The sequence below is a fragment of the Jilunia laotingensis genome (genome assembly GCF_014385165.1).
In the GTDB taxonomy this organism is placed as follows: Bacteria; Bacteroidota; Bacteroidia; order Bacteroidales; family Bacteroidaceae; genus Bacteroides; species Bacteroides laotingensis.
The window spans coordinates 4,362,128-4,379,231 of record NZ_JACRTF010000001.1; the positions used below are offsets into that span (position 1 = coordinate 4,362,128).

A 17,104-nucleotide genomic window follows, 5' to 3' on the forward strand; every position below is an offset into this window, starting at 1 on the left:
CTTATTTTATTATACGCTTATTCAATTACCTTCTTACCTTCGGAAGTATCAGTTCGAGCAATCGGTTGACCGATTCTTCCAATGACAACTTGGAGGTATCCAATTCCAATGCAGGATGTTCGGGCGCTTCAAAAGGGGCAGAGATACCCGTGAAATTCCGGATTTCACCTTTCCGAGCCTTGGCATATAAACCTTTTACATCTCTCTTTTCACATTCTGCAAGCGGTGTACTGACAAATATTTCCAAAAAATCTTCTTTTCCGATAATGTCGGAAGCCATCTCACGAATATCATTATTGGGACTGATAAAGGCAGCAATCGTGATAATTCCCGTATCAATAAAAAGTTTGGAAACTTCAGCGATGCGACGGATATTTTCTACCCGGTCGGCTTCGGAAAAGCCTAGATTATTGTTGATTCCACTACGTATATTGTCACCGTCAAGAATCCGGCATAACAATCCGCGTTTATGCAGTTCACGTTCCAAAGCAATAGCAATCGTACTCTTGCCTGATCCGCTCAGGCCGGTGAACCAAATCATGACACTATGCTGTTTCAACAAATTTTCCTTGTCCTGCCGTGCCAACATTCTATCAAAAATCGGGTATATATTATTCTTATTTTCCATCATTTACATTTCTAAATTAAAAAGGCCAGATCAAAGGTATCAGGAATACCGAAATAAGGAAAGTTATTATATTCAATGGCAAACCGATACGGACAAAATCCATAAATTTATAGTTTCCGATACCTTGCACGATCAGATTTGTCTGATAACCGATCGGAGTAGAGAAACTTGCAGAGGCCGCCATACAGATTACTACAAAGAACGGTGTAGGATCTACTCCCAACTGTTGTGAAAGAGCCAACGCCAATGGAAATGCCAAAGCCGCTGCCGCATTATTCGTTATAAGTTCAGTAAAGAGGTTGGTAATTACAAAAAGAATGGCGAGTAACACATGAGGTCCGTAGTTATGGCTCAACCCGATGATGTAGTGGGCCACCCCATCGGCAACTCCCGAATTTACCATTGCTTTACTGATGGCAAAAGCACAAGCAATCGTTATCAGTATGTCCCATGAGATATATTTGGTATACTTACGTGCAGGGAATATTTTGGTCCATGCCATAATGATGGTAGTCACACAAACGAAGAAGAACATATCCAGCTTGATATTCGGGAACATCTCCTTCGTCACCGGAAGCTCTCCGACTGTCGCACCAACAATCATAAGAATCAATAAGATCAAAGCAAACCAACGTTTTTTCTTTCCGGGAACCGGTTCCGTGTCTTTTCCATTGGCAAGCATCATAAAGACCGACGACTCCCCCCATGTCGGGATAAAGGTATCGTCCGCCATCACTACCAAAGTGTCTCCTTCACGAAGTACTATTTGATTCAGGTTCGTAACAAACCGTTGTCCGTTACGAGTCTTTATCTCTTTCACTTCCGCTCCATAGTGACGCTGAAAATTAAAATCAGCCAAAGTTTTATTAATACCCGGAAAACGTGCCCCCAACACGGCTTCTACCCGGTGAAGTTTTTCACCGTCTTCTACTTCTTCGTCAGGGACAGCCGTATCCGGTCGGGCATCCGGAAGAAGTTTCTTGGAGAACAAGAAAAGGTAAATAATGCCGGCAATCGCTATAAAGATACCGACTTTACCCAACTCGAACATCGTAAAACCTTCATATCCTGCTTCTAAAATCATACCATGCACCACAAGATTGGTAGAGGTACCGATCAATGTACAAATACCCCCCAGAATAGTGACATAAGAAAGGGGGATGAGGAACTTGGTGGCAGGTAAATGAACAGACTGCGCCCAACGTTTGATGATCGGTGCAAAAATAACGACAACCGGTGTGTTGTTCAGAAAAGCAGAAATAAAAGCGATAGACGGCAGCATTCGAAATTGTGCCTTAAATACAGTCGTTTTCCCTTCCGGAAGTAACTTTTTAATCACCTGCCCCAGTGCCCCTGATTGACGAACACCTTCACTTACCAGAAAGAGCATGGCAACAGTAATCATTCCTTTATTGCTAAATCCTTCGAGCATCTCCTTCGGAGTCAGAATCCCTGCGCAGAGAAACAACACAACAACCGAAAAGAGTACCATTCCCGGACGCATCTTGTCCAAAATCAGAGCAATCACCATTCCCAATAAGGACAGCAGCACAAATGCAATTTCAAACGTCATAGATATACAGACCAATTAATGATTTACTCGTTTCTTCTCCACGATGAACCACGGGTTCAACAGATCTTCCTTATTGTAAGACAACGGAACATCCTGTCCCGCTTGATACACTTCCATACCTGCCGCCCGGGCAATTGCGTGTCCCGCAGCAGTGTCCCATTCCATCGTCGGAGCAAAACGCGGATATACGTCTGCCTTTCCCTCTGCAACCAGACATATTTTTATGGAACTTCCACTTGATATCAACTCCACATTATCATGCTGTTGCCGCATTTCATGAATATAAGCTTCTGTTTCAGGTGTGAGATGTGAACGGGAAGCTACGACAATATAACGATCGCGGGAGTACGGTTGCGGCAAACGAACGGCCGAAGCAATCAGTTTATCAACCGACACTCCATCGGGCAAAGAAGTAATGCCTGAGAGCTTATAAGCACCCAAAGATTCCTCCGCGAAATAAAGTTCTTGCTTCACCGGCAAATAAATAACTCCTATCACAGGTATGCCTTCACGAACCAATGCGATGTTCACCGTAAATTCCCCGTTACGTTTAATGAACTCTTTGGTTCCGTCCAGCGGATCTACAATCCATAATTCCCGCCAATCTTTCCGTACCGTATAATCCATATGTCTCCCTTCTTCACTCAACAGTGGGAAAGGCGTATCTTTTAAAATTCCGGCAATCGTTTCATGCGCTTTACGGTCAGCAATAGTTAAGGGGGAATTATCGGCTTTCCTCTCTATCTCAAAATCCGACGAGGGATCATTATAGATAGAAAGTATCTTTTCACCTGCTCTCAGGGCCGCGTCAACAGCAACAAACAAATATTTCTGTTCCATCTTGTCAATCTAATTATTACCTCGTTTCCGACAAGGCGTAATATGTCATTCTATAAAGAACTGCAAAAGTAAAAACTTTTTCTGCTGATAAAGTTTCCCCGCATACATTTATAACTTCTTTTAGCATAGCCGTGAAATTTCCTAAAACGTTTTCACACTAAGGTACTTTCTCAAGTTTTCCTCTCCAAAGTCACAGGATATTACTTAAAAAGGCAGCAACTTCCCAGCTACTGCCCTTTTACCGGAAGTTTGCTTTTCAACTTCCGGATATTACCAAAAAGAAATAATTAATATACTCTGTAAAGCAACCATGCACCCTGGAAGTCTTTCCGGTTAGGATACTTCGCTTTGAATGCATCACGAGCCTGTGCTGCAGAAGCTCTGTCACCGAAAGTGTTTACAATGACACGGTACATGGCAGTATCAGCGTTAAATGCAATAATCGGGTTATAACCTTCAGCGATCAAAAAGTCTCTCAAGCCTTCTGCATTCGCTTTCAAACCAAAACTACCGCACACTACGCTATAGTCTTTCATGCTACTGTTATCTCCTGAAACAACCGTCACCTTTTCCTGACGTACACCGTTTGCCGAATCAGTGGCTTTCTTCACTTCAACGGGAGCTGCAACAACGGGAGTCACTTCCACCGGAGCCTCAACCTGAGGTTCGGCCAATTCCTGTTGTTTCGCTTTCTCATATGCTTTTTTATATGCACTCTCGCTTGATTTACAGGAAGCAAACGCCAGTACCATACAAACGCCCATTCCCAATACTACCAATTTTTTCATAACCTATACATTTTAATTAATAAATTCATTTAATATTTTCTGAAAACAGATATAATTCCTTCATAATCGAGACGAAGTGTTGAAGAAGAAAGTTCATCTATGCGGAATGTACGTTCATTATCCTCCCATCCCATATATTTATCATAAATTTCCCCTTTATATTCGGGCAGCAAAATAATAGAAATTTTATCATCTTGCAAAGAATAATTTCCAAAAAAAGTTTGATTACCTCCATCCGGCAACAAACAAATGGCTGAAAAGCTACCTTTTTGAAAATTATAGAATACACTATCTACTTTCTGCACCGTACCGTCAGCAAATTCATAAGTCCGCAACTGCCATTTGGCAGTCAACTTATCTTCATCATCACCGGAACAAGAAGCCAAAGTGCTACAAAACAACAAAAGCAACCCCAACAAGTTTAACCACTTCTTCATCCTTATCAATCTTTCTTTTTGTATGAAATGGTACCTGTCGCCTGATAAGTAGGCATCACCAGAACTTCTGCTATCTGTACGTGTTCAGGGGCTGATGCAGCATAGTATACAGTTTCCGCGATATCATCTCCTGTCAATGGACGAATTCCCTTATAAAAATTATCGGCTGCCTGCTTGTCACCCCGATAACGGACAACCGTAAAATTAGTTTCTACCATTCCCGGCTTAACGTTCGTGACTCTCAACGGAGTATCTACCAAGTCGATACGAAGCCCGTCCGAAAGAGCTTTTACGGCAGCCTTGGTAGCGCAATAAACGCTCCCCCCCGGATAAGCTGCATCTCCGGCAATAGAACCTATATTGACAATATGCCCTCTCCCGCGTTCCACCATGCCGGGAACGACCAAGCGTGTGATGGCCAACAAAGCTTTTATATTCGTGTCGATCACAACATCCCACTCGTCGAGGTTTCCTTCAAATTCTTTATCCACACCTATGACCAAGCCTGCATTGTTTATCAGCACATCGATCGCCTGCCATTCCTTGGGAAGAGAAGCTAGAGCTTCCATAGCAGCTTTGCGATCGCGCACGTCAAAAGGCAACAAATAAACACGGACACCATAGGATGTTTCCAATTCATTCTTCAGCTCGTTAAGTTTATCTACATTACGGGCATTAAGGATCAGATCTGATCCTTGAGAAGCAAACTTACGCGCGCAGCCTTCGCCGATCCCGCTACTTGCTCCGGTAATAAAAACAATCTTACCTTTCATATTGTTAGATGTAATAAGAATTAAGCAACAAAAGTACGGCTTAACCAGCTATCATTCGGTCGTTCTCTTAGTTAAATAAGATTAAACCGGAGGATATAAAATTATTTCCCCCATAAGTTACCGTATCTTTGCGCAGTATAACATAACAGAGCCGCGAGGCTCATTCAATTTTTTTACATGATATTTGAAGAATTAAACCTGATAGAGCCTATATTGAAGGCTCTGAATCAAGAGGGATACACCTCTCCCACTCCGATACAAGAACAATCAATACCCGTTTTACTCCAAGGAAAAGATTTATTAGGATGCGCCCAGACCGGCACAGGAAAAACAGCCGCTTTTTCAATCCCTATTTTGCAAAAGCTATATAAGACTGACCACCGCAAAGGAATCAAAGCTCTTATCCTGACTCCTACCCGTGAACTGGCTATCCAAATCGGTGAAAGCTTTGAGGCTTACGGACGTTACACCGGACTGAAACATGCCGTCATCTACGGAGGCGTGGGGCAAAAGTCACAAACAGATGCCTTGAACAATGGGGTACAAATATTGATTGCCACTCCGGGACGTTTACTCGATCTCATTTCTCAAGGATATGTTTCACTTAAAAGTCTGGATTTTTTTGTACTGGATGAAGCCGATCGGATGCTCGACATGGGATTTATCCATGACATACGCCGAATCCTGAAGCTCCTACCGACCCGCCGGCAGACGCTGTTTTTCTCCGCTACGATGCCCCCCGAAATAGAATCGTTAGCCAATTCCATGCTGATGAATCCTGTAAAAGTAGAAGTAACTCCTGCTTCGTCAACAGTAGACACGATTTCGCAATTTGTCTATTTCGTTGAGAAGAAAGAAAAAAAGGACTTGCTGCTGCATTTACTGAAAGATAATTCCATCGAATCGGTGCTTGTTTTCACACGTACCAAATATGGCGCAGACAAGCTTGCCCGAATATTGACCAAATCCGGAGTACGTGCAGAAGCAATTCACGGCAATAAATCGCAAAACGCACGGCAACGCGCTCTGACAGAATTCAAAAATCATACATTAAGAGTGCTGATCGCTACCGACATTGCTGCGCGTGGCATCGATGTCGACCAGTTGTCCCATGTGATCAACTATGAGTTGCCGAATATTCCCGAGACATATGTACACCGGATCGGTCGTACGGGCCGTGCCGGACACGAAGGCATCGCTATCTCTTTTTGTGAATCCGACGAGCTGCCCTACCTGAAAGACATCCAGAAATTAATCGGCAAGAACATACCTGTTGTCAAGGAACACCCATTCGTCACAGATGAAGGCGTAAAGGCGCAAGAGACGAAAACCGAAGAAATCAAGGCGAAAGCAAAAGAAAATAAAGTCTATCGAGGAAGCCGTGCCAACGGAGATTATTGGAGAAGAAAAAAGCAGGCGCCAAAAGGAGAAAACAAGAAAAAATAAGGCCTTTTTTCCTCTCAAAAACTTGAACGGTACTTTGAACGGTCAATGTCTTTATAAGAATCTATATATCAACTCACAAAAAGGAAACTCAAAAAAGAGTTTGAACGGCAGTTTGAACCAATAAAATATATATTAAAATAAAGACATGTGCATTTTTGATGATCAAGATGAACAATCCTCGGAAGAAAAACAGTTATCTTCCGAGGATATTTTATTTCCCCCGGACAAAAAAAATGAGCTATTAAATGAAAAAAAACAGGCTTACAAGAACATCTTTTTAATAAAAATGTTATATTTGTAGTGTTATCATTTTTAAAACAATAAAAGTTATGAAAGGATTAAATGTATTAGCCGCTTTCTTGGGTGGTGCAGCCGTAGGCGCAGCACTTGGGATATTGTTTGCTCCTGAAAAGGGAGAAGACACCCGTCATAAAATAGCAGAAATACTTCGTAAAAAAGGTATTAAGTTGAACCGCAACGAAATGGAAGACCTCGTTGACGAAATCGCAGCCGAACTAAAAGAAGTAACTGAGTAAAAAAGATTAAAAAAACAGAGCCATCATGTTTGCAGACGACAAAAGTATTGAAAACTTCCAGCAACTGTTCTTCGAATTCAAAAAGTATCTGGAGTTACAGAAAGATTTTACAAAACTGGAACTGACGGAAAAGCTAACGATACTACTTTCCACCTTAATCATGGTTTTGGTACTTATCATCCTCGGGATGGTGGCTCTGTTTTACTTTTTGTTTGCTTTGGCTTACATATTGGAACCGCTTGTAGGCGGACTGATGGTAAGTTTCGGCATCATCGCAGCAATCAACATCATACTCATTGCTGCAATCATAATCTTCCGCAAGAAACTGATCGTCGCTCCGATGGTGAACTTCCTTGCAGGTCTTTTTCTTAACGATCCAAAGGAATAATGCATATGAATACCCAGCAATCTACTCCTGTAAAAATAACCCTGGAAGACATTTCACGGTTAAAATTTGAGAAACTTGAAGAGATACGTACTCAAAAAAAGGTGATGGCACGTACCGCACGAAGCATATTTGCTCCGCTTGGCCCTGCCGTTTCAAAAGGGGATGCGATCATGCGGTCGTTCAATACCGGAATGGCAATTTTCGACGGTGTGATGACGGGAGTAAAGATCATGAAGAAAATACGCCGTTATTTCAGAAAAGAATAAAAACGGCTATTTGTTACTGAAAAAACAAAGACAAATCAGATAAGGAAATATATAGTTTATTACATTGCAAACAGTTAAGCACAGAATAATACAATTTACAGTTTTGAAGCCAATGAAATAGTCAAGCGAATTTATAAATCATATCAAACACGGATTACACAAATAATAATTGTTTATTTTTATTTCAAATACTACTATTTTAAAGTGAAAATTAATCTATTTAAGGTATCTAATATATGAAAAGGTTTTGCGTTTACAGTATTCTATTGTTTTGTTTCACAATAAGCTTCGCCCAAGACAAAGTAGCTTACGATACCTTGTACAACCGCGTGATCAATCTGCCCTCCGAAGAAGTCATAAAATTGGGAGATAACTATTTGGAAAAAGACTATATGGATACGGCCATAGTGCTTTATTCCATTGTATATAGCCGTTTTCATGACGGTATGAGCGAAAAAGACAGAATTCTTTGCGCCATCGGATATCTGAAAATGGGGAATGTTTATTATTCACAAGGCAATTACACGAATGCACTCGAACTTTATATCAAAGGCTTAAAAATCTGTGAGACTTGTAAAGACCAGAAAGAGATGTCACGTTTTTACAACAACATCGGCAATATATATTGCATTTTCCAGGATTACGAAAAAGGAATCAGCTATTATGAGAAAGGATATGAAAACTCCCGAATTTATGATGACAAAGAGAGAGGATTCAAATTACTGATCAATCTTGCCGGAATATGCAGCCACATAAATGATACCGCTAAAGCCAAAAGATACTATCTAGAGGCGGAAAAATTTAATCAACCCGGTGATACGATCATCAACTACATGAGCATGCTCAATTGGGGACTCATATTAAGAAATGAAGGGAAATATCAGGAAGCACTGCAAAACTTCCATAAAGCCGCCAACTTCTCCTCCCAACATAAGATGTCCCCATTGTATACTTGTTCCTCTTACGAAGAAATATACAACACATACAATTTATTGGGTAGAGACGACTCTACCATGTTCTACCTCAACCGATGTATAGAGCTGGCAGAAAAGAATAATCTGCTACACCAATACTCTCAATCCCTAAAAACTCTTTATGGACTATTTGATAAAAAAGGAGACTTCAAAAATGCCATACGCATACAAAAGAAATATTTGGCTCTAACCGATTCCATCTTCAATGTTCGTGAATTCAACCGTGTGAAGAACGTACAATACCTTTATGAGATGGAGAAAACAGCCAAGGAAATTTCCTCCTTACATGCCGAACAGGAGAAGAAAGAGCAAGAAATCAGAAAACAGAGAAAAATTCTTTTCTCTATTTTATCGGGTACACTCATCATCTCTTTTTTGTTAGGGCTGGTCTATGTGCAAAAAAGAAAGATACAACGCGGTTATCACGACCTGTTTAACATCAATCGTGAGATCATGGAGTCACAACAGCAAAACAAAGAAATTCAGCAACAATACAAAGAAAAATTATGAAAAATCTCTGGAAAAGACGAATAAAAAGGGACAAATGTCTTCGTAATGCCTGTCAATAAGGCGTTTGCGAAGACAAATGAGGACAGGCGAAAAATCGAGGTAACGTAAAGGAAAGCGGATTTATGAAGAAGAACGGTCTCCAAATCATTACCCGCCGAATGGTGATTTTTAACACACCGTGTTGTATTTGGCAGCTTGTGGCACAGGTTGGCATATCAAGGTCTAACTCGTTGAGTAATAACTTTGCAAACAAAAAACGAGTATGGCAAGAAGCACATTCAAGGTTCTGTTCTACGTGAACGGCAGCAAGGAGAAAAACGGTATTGTCCCCATCATGGGACGAGTGACAATCAACGGGACTGTGGCGCAGTTCAGTTGTAAGCAGAACATCCCGAAAACGCTTTGGGACGTGAAAGGAAACAAGGCGAAAGGCAAGAGCCGCGAGGCACGAGACATCAACCTTGCCCTTGACAACATCAAGGCGCAAATCATCAAACATTACCAGCGCATTTCAGACCGCGAGGCATTTGTTACGGCTGAGATGGTGCGCAACGCCTATCAGGGAATCGGCAGCGAGTATGAGACGCTGCTAAAAGCATTCGACCGTGAGAACGAAGTGTTCAAGAAACGGGTAGGCAAAGACAGGGTAATGGCTACCTATCGGGCACGTGTACGGGCAAGAAACCATGTAGCCGCCTTTATCAAGTCGTTTTACAGACGCAGCGATATGTCCATGTTGGAACTTACTCCCGATTTCATCAAGGAGTTCGCCGCATACCTCTCGACTGAAGCCGGATTGCGGAACGGTTCGATATGGGCAAACTGTATGTGGCTGAAAGGCGTGGTCATGAAAGCGCATTATAACGGGTTGATACCGCGCAATCCTTTCATCCAGTTTCATATCAGCCCCAATGTGAAAGAACGGGAATATCTGACGGAGGATGAACTGAAAGCGGTCATGACACATGAGTTTGCAGACAGCAAGCTCGCATACATCCGTGACATTTTCATCTTTGCCAGTTTCACCGCCTTGTCATTCGTGGACATTCAGGAACTGACGAATGACAACATCGTGGAGGTGAACGGCGAGAAGTGGATATTGTCCAAACGCCACAAGACAAAAGTCGCCTTCCAAGTGAAGCTGCTGGATATACCCTTGCAGATAGTCGAACGCTACCGACCGATGCAGAAAGACAATCGTATATTCCCCGGCTTGAACTATTGGTCTATCTGCAAACCGTTGAAACGGATGATAAGGGAATGTGGCATAACCAAGTCAATATCATTTCATTGCAGTCGTCATGGCTTCGCAACATTAGCTTTGAGCAAGGGGATGCCCATTGAAAGCGTAAGCCGTGTGTTGGGACATACGAATATAGTCACGACCCAACTCTACGCAAAGATAACCACGCAGAAGCTCGACAACGACCTGACCATGTTCGGCGACAAACTGAGTAAGACGTTTAACGGAATAACGATGTCATGAGTATGAGAAGAAACAGCATAACAGTGAATGAATCCGGCAATATCATCATGCCGGAGAATGTCTCAAACATTTGGATGAGCGAGCCGGAATTGGTGGAACTGTTCGGAGTAATTGCTCCGACACTTCGTTCTGCCATCAGAAACATCTATAACAGTGGAGCATTAAAAGAATACGAGGTACAGAAGTATGTTCGGCAGGAGAACGGGTATCATGCCGATGTGTTCAGCTTTCCGATGATAGTCGCACTTGCTTTCCGCATTGACAGCTTCGGTGCGGAACAGGTGCGCAATGCCATATTTAAAAGGCTGTACTTGCGAAAAGAGAAAACAAATATCTTCTTTTCGCTGGGTATAAATGGTTGGGATATGTCTAATTATCAGGCATAAGTTCTAATGATATGACGACATGAAGTAGTGAGACCTATGCGTATTCCCATTGCCAACAATGTATTTATACGAGTATGTGAATAGGTGTATTGCCATTCATACGTACGATTACGACAAACCCGAAGAAAAATCCATTAGAATGGCATTTCTTCGGGCTTTTGTTGTATGTCATAAAGCCAAATCCAAGAAAATCTTACGTGAGGTATGCGTGAGTTGTTAATCCGTTCTGCGCTAATTGCCGAGTTTTGCACTGATTAAACAAAAAAATGAAGTGCTAATGAAACAAGGCAACTTTGAAAATGAGGAGTTTATCCGTGTGGGTACTACCCTCTACAAGTTAGTGAACCAGCCCCGTCTGAACGGAGGCTATGTGAAGAAGCGCATCGTGTGGAACAACGAAACACTGCGGCAGGACTACGGCAAGGACTATCTCGCCACCGTGCCGAAGTACGACGGCTTCTGCACCGTCCCCGACCATGTGGACTACCGTCCCGTGGTGGACAAGTTCCTGAACCTCTACGAGCCGATAGGACACCGTCCGCAACAAGGCGAGTTTCCCTGTATCCGGTCATTGGTGCGCCATATCTTCGGTGAACAGTATGAATTGGGCATGGACTATCTTCAATTGCTCTACCTGCAACCCGTGCAGAAACTGCCTATCCTGCTGTTGGTATCAGAAGAACGCAACACGGGCAAGAGTACATTCCTGAACTTCCTGAAAGCTGTGTTTCAAAACAATGTCACTTTCAATACCAACGAGGACTTCCGCAGCCAGTTCAATTCCGACTGGGCAGGAAAACTGCTCATCGTGGTGGACGAGGTATTGCTCAACCGCAGGGAGGACAGCGAGCGGTTGAAGAACCTCAGCACCACACTTTCCTACAAGGTGGAAGCCAAAGGCAAAGACCGTGACGAGATAGCGTTCTTTGCCAAGTTCGTGCTATGCTCCAACAACGAGTATCTGCCTGTTATCATTGATGCAGGTGAAACACGCTATTGGGTGCGCAAGATAGACCGTCTGCAATCCGATGACACAGACTTCCTGCAAAAGCTGAAAGCTGAGATACCTGCCTTTCTGTATTACCTGCAATACAGACAACTTTCCACCGAAAAGGAAAGCCGTATGTGGTTTGCGCCCTCTTTGCTGCATACCGAAGCCTTGCAGAAGATTATCCGCAGCAACCGCAACCGATTGGAGATAGAGATGTGCGAACTTATCCTTGACATTATGGAAAGTGTCGGCACGGACACATTCTCGTTCTGCCACAACGACATTCTTCTTTTGCTGGTACATTCGCAGGTAAAGGTGGAGAAGCACCAAGTCAGAAAGGTATTGCAGGAATGTTGGAAACTTACTCCTGCCTCTAACGGGCTTACATATACCACTTACCAATTCAATTACAATCGGGAGTGCCGATATGAGCCGATAAAAAGAGTCGGTCGTTTCTACACCGTCACAAGGGAACAACTTGAATCCCTGTAATACTATTCTTTTTTTGTTGAATTGATGAATAATGATATAACCATACTGATAATAAACAGCATACACTCTCAACAAATTCTCAACAATCGAAAAGAAAAGTTGAGAGGGAAACAGCATCAGTTTGTTGGATTCTCTATTTGTGAGTGGTTTGTTGAGAAGATGTTGAGAATATAAAGCATTAACGTATAGGACAATACATATCTCATTCATCAAATCAACGTTTTTACAGTCATCATCAAATCCATAGAAATTATATCATGAACATCCAAGAAGCAAAACAAATCAAAATTGCGGACTATCTGCAAAGTTTGGGTTATTCGCCCGTAAAGCAACAGGGAAACTGCCTGTGGTATAAATCCCCGTTCCGTCAGGAAACGGAAGCCTCGTTCAAGGTGAACACCGACCGCAACCTGTGGTTCGATTATGGACTGGGAAGAGGTGGTAACATCATCGCACTTGCAGGGGTACTGTACGCATCCGACCATGTGCCTTATCTGCTTGGCAAGATAGCGGAACAGGCACCACACATCCGTCCCATATCTTTCTCTTTTCGCCAGCAGGCATCCGAACCGAGTTTCCAACATTTGGAGGTGGGCGAACTCACCCATCCGGCATTGCTCCGATACTTGCAGGAACGGGGCATAAACATCGCTTTGGCAAAGGCGCAATGTAAAGAGCTCCACTTCACCCATAACGGCAAGCCCTATTTCGCCATCGGTTTTCCGAATGTGGCGGGAGGATTTGAAGTGCGTAACCGTTTTTTCAAAGGCTGTGTCGCACCCAAAGACATCAGCCATATTCGGCAACAGGGAGAAGCGAGAGAGAAATGCCTTGTATTCGAGGGCATGATGGACTATCTTTCATTCCTCACGTTGCGGAAGAGGAACTGCTCGAACTTGCCCGACCTTGACAGGCAGGATTACGTCATCCTCAATTCGACCGCCAATGTTTCCAAAGCTATAGATGTGCTGCACGGGTATGGACGTATCCACTGCATGCTCGACAATGACGAGGCGGGAAGAAAGGCGTATCGGGAATTGGAAAGGAAGTTCGCCGGACGCATCCGCGACTTCTCCGACAACTACAAAGGGCATAAAGACCTGAACGATTACCTGCGTGGAATCCGGCAGAAATTAGCCGTTAGTCCACCGCCAAGAACTATCGTAAAACCCAAGAAGAAAGGGTTGGGATTATGACATCCCGAATGAGAAAAACGGGAGATGCCCGAAACTCATTCCTTAAGGATTGGGAGGTAGCAAGTTTGTGTTTCGGGTGTACCGAAACCGCTTGCCACCCACCATCCAAATTGCAGGAGGTGGCATCCCGTCGGTCTATACAGTTGAATCAGTAACCGAATTAAAAGGAATAAAATATGGAACAGACAAAGGAACACAAGGAACGCAACAAGGGAGGTCGCCCCAAGAAGGAAGCAACCGAGAAACTGAAATACCGTATCGCAGTGAAAATGACGGCAGCCGACTACTTCCGCCTGCTGACACGATCGCATGAGGCGGGCGTATCACCAAGCGAGTACATGAGGGAATGTTTCCGTAACGGTCATGTGAAAGAACGGCTGTCGGAGGAACATGCCGGATACATCCGCCAACTCTGCGGCATGGCTAACAATCTCAACCAGCTTGCGCGTAAGGCAAACGCCGGAGGCTTCCACGATGAACGGTGGGACTGCAAGGTGGCAGTGGCAAGGATTCATGAACTTATAACCAAGATAGGGATATGATGGCGAAAATCGTAAAAGGAAGCGACTTCAAGGGTGTGGTGGATTACATCATCGACAAGAAGAAGGATACGCAGATAGTAGCAAGCGAAGGCTTGTTTATGGAAAATCTGGAAACTATCGCCATGAGTTTCAATGCCCAGTCACGGATGAACGATAAGGTGACAAAACCTGTCGGACATATCGCGTTGAGTTTTTCCAAAGAGGATGAGTTACGGCTGACGAACCGTATCATGGCAGGCATCGCGCTTGAATATATGGAACGGATGGGAATCAAGAATACGCAGTTCTTCATCGCCCAGCATTTCGACAAGGAGCATCCGCACGTGCATATTGCTTTCAACCGCATAGACAACAACGGCAATACCATATCGGACAGGCACGAGCGTCTGCGCAGTACCCGCATCTGCAAGGAATTGACCTTGAAATACGGCTTGCATATGGCTGGCGGAAAGGACAATGTCAAACGCAACCGCCTGAAAGAGCCAGACAGGACGAAATATGCGCTTTACGACATCATCAAAATGGAAGTCGGCAGATGCGGCAACTGGAACGTGCTTATCGCCAACCTGAAACGGCAGGGAGTGGAAGTACATTTCAAGCATAAGGGGCAGACCAGCGAGGTGCAGGGTGTTGTATTCTCCATGAATGGCTACCATTTCAACGGCTCCAAAGTGGACAGGCGTTTCAGTTATTCCAAGATTGACGCGGCTTTGCAGCACAACAGATGCAGGGAACGTATGGGAATAACAGCCGGAATATATGAAACGGCTACACCAAGCGCACCGTCCGGCACGGCACAAAGCGAGTTGTTCAACGGCTCTTGGGGATTGCTAAAAAGCAGTGGCTCATCTTATAACGCTGCTGATGCGGAAGCCAATCAGGAAATGGTGGATATACTTCGCAGAAGGAAGAAAGTTAAGCGCAAGAGAGGTGTTGGGTTCTAATATTCTGTACTAATCCAATTCTCACGACACTTGCGCTCTATATTCATTCGGAGTGTAACCTACCTCTTTCTTGAACAGTCGGGTAAAATGTTGCGGGTACTGAAAGCCGAGATTATAGGCGATTTCATTAACGGTGTCGTCTGTAGATGCAAGTTCCGTCTTGGCTATTTCAATAGACTTGTCATGAATGAAATGTAGGGCGGTTGAACCTGTTTCTTTTTTCAATAAATCACTGAAATAGTTGGGCGAGAGGCAGAGCTTGTCTGCACAATACTGTACAGTGGGCAAGCCTATCCGTTTAGCAGCCCCATCATGGAAGTATTCGTCAAGCAACCGCTCAAATCTTGCGAGGATGTCTCGGTTTTGGTTGTCGCGTGTGATGAACTGGCGGTCATAGAAACGTGTGCAGTAATCAAGGAACGTCTTGATGCTGTCTGTGATGAGGTTCTTGCTGTGACGGTGTATCGGATGGTTCAATTCATATTGAATCTTGTGGAAGCAATCCATGATGATTTGCCGTTCTTCCACACTAAGGTGCAATGCCTCGTTTGTCTCGTAGGAAAAGAACGAATATTCACGCATTATCCGCCCGAGAGGTGTATTCCGCAGCAGGTCGGGATGGAACATAAGCAGGTAGCCATCTGGTTGGAACTGCATGCCGTCATCTTCCGCACCGAACACCTGTCCGGGCGCGATAAATATCAGTGTGCATAATTATTCCTAAGTCTGTGAAACCGGAACACATGAAGCAGAATCTCGACATATTAGACTTCACCCTGTCGGCCAACGACATGGCACGGATAAAGACGCTGGATACCGACAAGCCTTTCTTACTCGGCTCGCACGAAGATCCAGAAATCGTAAAATGGTTCATGCAGTACAAAAACGCCTGAACATCAACAACCATATTTCGATAGCCGCTATCGACTATATTAAGAAGTTATTCGTATATGCCTTTATTGTAATCCGTCATGTACTGAGTAAATGTTTTGCCTGTTTGCTGTTTGAAGAAGCGCATGAGATGGCTCGGATCAGAGAAATTGAAATCATCCGCCATTTCACTGACAGTGCGGTTGGAGAATAGCAATTCGTTCTTCAGTTCCTCAAGCAGACGTTGTTTTATCAAATGGGTAGCTGATACTCCGAATTGGGCTTTTACTGAGTTATTGAGTGTGATGCGACTGACATGAAGCATGTCTGCATATTCCTGCACCCGCTGGTGGGTGCGGATATTCTGTTCCAACAAGTCCTTGAACCGAAAAGCGAAATTGTTTTTAGCAATTTCAGCGGGCAAGCAATAGGCGGCAGCGTATGTACGATTGATAATCAGCAAAAGATAATATAGTAAGGAAACAATGATATTGTACGTATCGGACACTGGATTCATCAGCTCATACTTAATCTTTCCGAGCAGCCGCATATATTCCTTCATTTCGTCATGTGTGGCATTGATGTAAGGCGGCGTATCTGTCTGGTAACAATACAAAAGGCGAAAAACGAAGAACTTGTCGGCGATAAAAGTACGCATGAAATCTTCGCGGAATATAAGGAACGTGTAATCCAACGCCGTCTCATCTACATGCCACTCTTGTTGCTGATGGGGTGAAAGCAGGAGAACCATGCCGTCGCGCAGTTCAATCTTGCGGAAGTTCAGTAGCAAATATCCGTTTGCCTTACGGAAAAAGTAGAAGCTGAAGAAGTCTGTCTTAAACCGCTTGTTTTCTGTCAGCACAAGTCCGATGTCCTTGTTTATGGCAGTATTGATGTAAAAATCCACGCCGCAGCGTGTCTTGTTGAACGGTACGCTGACCAGTCGATCAGGGTTGATTATCTCGTCCATATCCTTGTCGTTTTTGCAAAGATAATAATTTCATTTATCAAAATGGCATAATTACCGTTTTTTCAGGC

The 17,104-nt window shown here is 43.7% G+C and carries 20 protein-coding genes; 12 read left to right on the plus strand and 8 right to left on the minus strand.

The features are described from left to right. Positions 1-25: 25 nt before the first annotated feature. The 6 genes from cysC to H8744_RS17205 form a co-directional block, all read right to left on the minus strand. Complete coding sequence (gene cysC / locus H8744_RS17180; RefSeq protein WP_305067532.1) at positions 26-628, minus strand: adenylyl-sulfate kinase; 603 nt, start codon at positions 626-628, stop codon at positions 26-28. A gap of 16 nt (positions 629-644) precedes the next feature. Next, positions 645-2,201, minus strand: coding sequence for an SLC13 family permease (locus tag H8744_RS17185; RefSeq protein WP_262436028.1), 1,557 nt, complete (start codon positions 2,199-2,201; stop codon positions 645-647). Positions 2,202-2,216: 15 nt separating this feature from the next. Further along, positions 2,217-3,041, minus strand: coding sequence for a 3'(2'),5'-bisphosphate nucleotidase CysQ (gene cysQ, locus H8744_RS17190; protein WP_262436029.1), 825 nt, complete (start codon positions 3,039-3,041; stop codon positions 2,217-2,219). A gap of 287 nt (positions 3,042-3,328) precedes the next feature. Further along, on the minus strand, positions 3,329-3,829 hold the full coding sequence (locus H8744_RS17195; RefSeq protein WP_262436030.1) for an SPOR domain-containing protein: 501 nt from the start codon (positions 3,827-3,829) through the stop codon (positions 3,329-3,331). A gap of 29 nt (positions 3,830-3,858) precedes the next feature. Continuing rightward, a complete protein-coding gene (locus tag H8744_RS17200; RefSeq protein WP_262436031.1) occupies positions 3,859-4,266 on the minus strand; it encodes a lipocalin-like domain-containing protein in 408 nt (135 codons plus the stop codon). Positions 4,267-4,271: 5 nt separating this feature from the next. Then, a complete protein-coding gene (locus H8744_RS17205; protein ID WP_262436032.1) occupies positions 4,272-5,039 on the minus strand; it encodes an SDR family oxidoreductase in 768 nt (255 codons plus the stop codon). Positions 5,040-5,216: 177 nt separating this feature from the next. Here H8744_RS17205 and H8744_RS17210 point away from each other — a divergent pair, with 177 nt between their 5' ends. The 11 genes from H8744_RS17210 to H8744_RS17260 all read left to right on the plus strand — a co-directional run bounded on the left by H8744_RS17210 (position 5,217) and on the right by H8744_RS17260 (position 15,196). Continuing rightward, complete coding sequence (locus tag H8744_RS17210) at positions 5,217-6,485, plus strand: DEAD/DEAH box helicase (RefSeq protein WP_262436033.1); 1,269 nt, start codon at positions 5,217-5,219, stop codon at positions 6,483-6,485. Between the two features lie 329 nt (positions 6,486-6,814). Beyond that, entirely contained in the window at positions 6,815-7,021 is a 207-nt protein-coding gene (locus tag H8744_RS17215) for a YtxH domain-containing protein (protein ID WP_262436034.1), read from the plus strand. 25 nt (positions 7,022-7,046) lie between these two features. Continuing rightward, positions 7,047-7,409, plus strand: a complete 363-nt coding sequence (locus H8744_RS17220; RefSeq protein ID WP_262436035.1) for a hypothetical protein — start codon at positions 7,047-7,049, stop codon at positions 7,407-7,409. 5 nt (positions 7,410-7,414) lie between these two features. Continuing rightward, complete coding sequence (locus H8744_RS17225; RefSeq protein ID WP_262436036.1) at positions 7,415-7,675, plus strand: hypothetical protein; 261 nt, start codon at positions 7,415-7,417, stop codon at positions 7,673-7,675. A 236-nt stretch (positions 7,676-7,911) separates the two neighbouring features. Next, positions 7,912-9,159, plus strand: a complete 1,248-nt coding sequence (locus H8744_RS17230) for a tetratricopeptide repeat protein (RefSeq protein WP_262436037.1) — start codon at positions 7,912-7,914, stop codon at positions 9,157-9,159. Positions 9,160-9,421: 262 nt separating this feature from the next. Continuing rightward, entirely contained in the window at positions 9,422-10,645 is a 1,224-nt protein-coding gene (locus H8744_RS17235; protein WP_005775881.1) for a site-specific integrase, read from the plus strand. Then, on the plus strand, positions 10,642-11,031 hold the full coding sequence (locus H8744_RS17240; RefSeq protein ID WP_004328110.1) for a virulence RhuM family protein: 390 nt from the start codon (positions 10,642-10,644) through the stop codon (positions 11,029-11,031). The genes H8744_RS17235 and H8744_RS17240 overlap by 4 nt, the downstream gene beginning before the upstream one ends. A 277-nt stretch (positions 11,032-11,308) precedes the next feature. Continuing rightward, positions 11,309-12,514 (plus strand): primase-helicase family protein, encoded by a 1,206-nt coding sequence (locus tag H8744_RS17245; RefSeq protein WP_004328112.1) that lies wholly within the window; start codon positions 11,309-11,311, stop codon positions 12,512-12,514. Between the two features lie 257 nt (positions 12,515-12,771). Then, positions 12,772-13,710: a DUF8464 domain-containing protein gene (locus tag H8744_RS17250; RefSeq protein WP_005775883.1), complete on the plus strand. Its 939-nt coding sequence runs from the start codon at positions 12,772-12,774 to the stop codon at positions 13,708-13,710. A 176-nt stretch (positions 13,711-13,886) separates the two neighbouring features. Beyond that, the gene (locus H8744_RS17255; protein WP_004329306.1) at positions 13,887-14,252 is read left to right on the plus strand and encodes a MobC family plasmid mobilization relaxosome protein; all 366 of its coding nucleotides are present in this window, start codon (positions 13,887-13,889) and stop codon (positions 14,250-14,252) included. Continuing rightward, positions 14,249-15,196, plus strand: coding sequence for a relaxase/mobilization nuclease domain-containing protein (locus tag H8744_RS17260; RefSeq protein WP_007560543.1), 948 nt, complete (start codon positions 14,249-14,251; stop codon positions 15,194-15,196). The genes H8744_RS17255 and H8744_RS17260 overlap by 4 nt, the downstream gene beginning before the upstream one ends. Positions 15,197-15,217: 21 nt before the next feature. On the opposite strand, the gene H8744_RS17265 is transcribed toward H8744_RS17260, so the two are convergent. Beyond that, entirely contained in the window at positions 15,218-15,877 is a 660-nt protein-coding gene (locus H8744_RS17265; protein ID WP_004329304.1) for a helix-turn-helix domain-containing protein, read from the minus strand. 23 nt (positions 15,878-15,900) lie between these two features. Here H8744_RS17265 and H8744_RS17270 point away from each other — a divergent pair, with 23 nt between their 5' ends. Continuing rightward, positions 15,901-16,089 carry a hypothetical protein gene (locus H8744_RS17270; RefSeq protein ID WP_158593843.1) on the plus strand — a complete coding sequence of 63 codons (189 nt, stop codon included), beginning with the start codon at positions 15,901-15,903 and terminating at the stop codon, positions 16,087-16,089. A gap of 47 nt (positions 16,090-16,136) precedes the next feature. Here H8744_RS17270 and H8744_RS17275 read toward each other — a convergent pair whose 3' ends face one another. Then, positions 16,137-17,036, minus strand: a complete 900-nt coding sequence (locus H8744_RS17275) for a helix-turn-helix domain-containing protein (protein WP_004329302.1) — start codon at positions 17,034-17,036, stop codon at positions 16,137-16,139. Between the last annotated feature and the right edge of the window lie 68 nt (positions 17,037-17,104).